The organism is Aquabacterium sp. A08 (assembly GCF_011742065.1).
On sequence record NZ_JAAQQT010000530.1, the window covers coordinates 1 to 1739 of the forward strand.

The following is a 1739-nucleotide window of genomic DNA, read 5'->3' on the forward strand; positions in this document are numbered from 1 at the left end:
GGCAGGCGGTTGGTGACGAAGCAGCGCACCCGGTCGCCTTCCACCACCTCGATGGTGGGGCCGGGGCTCTGGCCGTTGTAGCCCCACATGTTGACGCGGAAGCCGGGGGCCATTTCGCGCACCACCGGTTCGGCCACCAGGTGGAATTCCTTGACGCCCTGGTTCATGCGGAACGGCAGCGTCCAGCCGTTGAGGGTGACGACCGGGCGGTAGGGCCGGCCGGCGCCGGTGACGCCGGGCGGCGACCAGGGCGGGGCGGTGGCGGGACCGGTGGCGATGACGGGTTCGGGCAGGCCGGCCAGGGCCGAGCGGCCGACGGTGCTGCTGGCAGCGGCGGTGAAGGCGCCGGCGGCCAGGGTGCGCTGGAAGAATTGGCGGCGTTGCATGGTCAGTGTCCTTTCGGGGCGGCAGTGCTCGCGCCGGCGTTGGCGTTGGCGGGGCCGCCGCTGTAGGGCAGGCCCGCGAGCACCGCCTGCAGGTCGGTGTGGGCGCGCCAGGCGTCGTGGCGCGCCTGCGTCAGGGCCAGCGCGGCCTGGGCGCGGGCGCGGCCGGCGGCCACCAGGTCCCAGGTGCTGTGCAGCATGCCGTTGTAGCGCAGCTGCATGTCGTCGAGCTGTTGCTGGCTCAGGGCCAGGGCCTGCTCGGCAAGCTGGGCCGCGGCGTGGGCGCTGCGGTGGGCGTCGGTGGCGAGGGCCAGGTCGGCGCGGACCTGCCGTGCCAGCCGGTCGGCCTGGGCGCGGGCCTCGGCGGCCTCGTGCCAGCCGTGGGGCCAGGGCATGCCCCAGGGGCGTTCGGCCAGCCCGGTGGGGCCGGCGGCGTCCCAGACGGCGGCCAGGGCCTGCGCCAGCTGGGCGCGTGCCGGGGCGGGCAGGGCGGCCTCGCGCCGCTGCGCCTCGGCCTCGGCCAGGGGCCATGCCGGATGGGCCGCCAGGGCGGCCTCGGCGTGGGCGGGGGGGTCCGCGTCGGTCGGCGGGGGCAGCGGGGGCAGGGTGTGGGGCAGGGCCAGCGCCTCCGCCGTGCCGTGGCCGGGCAGGTGTTGCCGCAGCCGCTGTTCGGTGGCGCGGGCCCGTTGCTGGGCGGCGGCCCACTGCTGTTGCACGGCCAGCCACACCTGCGCCTCGCCGGCGGCACGGGCGGCGCTCCAGTTGCCGACGGCGGCCATGCGCCGGGCCAGCTCGGTGGCGGCGTGGGTGGCGTTCACCGCCGGGGCCAGCGGGTGCAAGGCTTCGCGCGCGGCCACCGCGTCCAGCCAGGCCAGGGTCACGGTCTGGGCCCAGGCCGCGGTGGCTTGTTGCAACCGGGCCCGTTCCACCGCGCCGGTGCCAGGGGGGGCGACCAGGTCGGGCCGGGTGGCGCGGGCGGCACGCAGCGCGGCGTCGCGCGTCAGCACGGGGCCTGTGGCCACCGGCGGCGTGGCCACCAGGGGGGACGGGTGCGCGGCTTCCCAGCGCACGGCGTCGAGGTGGCCGCGCAGCAGTTCGCCGACACGGCGGTTGGCGCTGGCCCAGTCGGGGGCGTCGGCCGGGGCGGCCGTTTGGGCCAGGGCCGGCAAGCCGATCAGGCCGAACACGCCGGCGGCGGCCAGCGCCGCCCAGCGGCGGGGCAGGGGGCGCCGGGACGGGCGCAGGGGGGGTGAGGACATCCATCTCTCCACGAAAACACACGAAACGCGGCCGGCACCCAGGGGCGCGGCGGACGCACGGGGGCGCTCGGGGTCAGGCGATGGGGGGTTTGAAGGC

Annotated in this window: 2 protein-coding genes; both read right to left on the reverse strand. The window is 77.9% G+C overall.

The genetic code is table 11. From position 1 onward, the window contains the following. A partial coding sequence (locus HA630_RS03955) for a multicopper oxidase domain-containing protein (RefSeq protein WP_166832505.1) occupies positions 1–386 on the reverse strand: 386 nt, incomplete at its 3' end. A 2-nt stretch (positions 387–388) separates the two neighbouring features. Continuing rightward, positions 389–1642 carry a TolC family protein gene (locus tag HA630_RS03960; RefSeq protein WP_166832507.1) on the reverse strand — a complete coding sequence of 418 codons (1254 nt, stop codon included), beginning with the start codon at positions 1640–1642 and terminating at the stop codon, positions 389–391. Positions 1643–1739 lie beyond the last annotated feature (97 nt).

What these genes read in the sequence shown, in the direction of transcription:
- HA630_RS03960 (WP_166832507.1), bottom strand. Translation starts at nt 1,642, where the DNA reads ATGTCCTCACCCCCCCTGCGCCCGTCCCGGCGCCCCCTGCCCCGCCGC.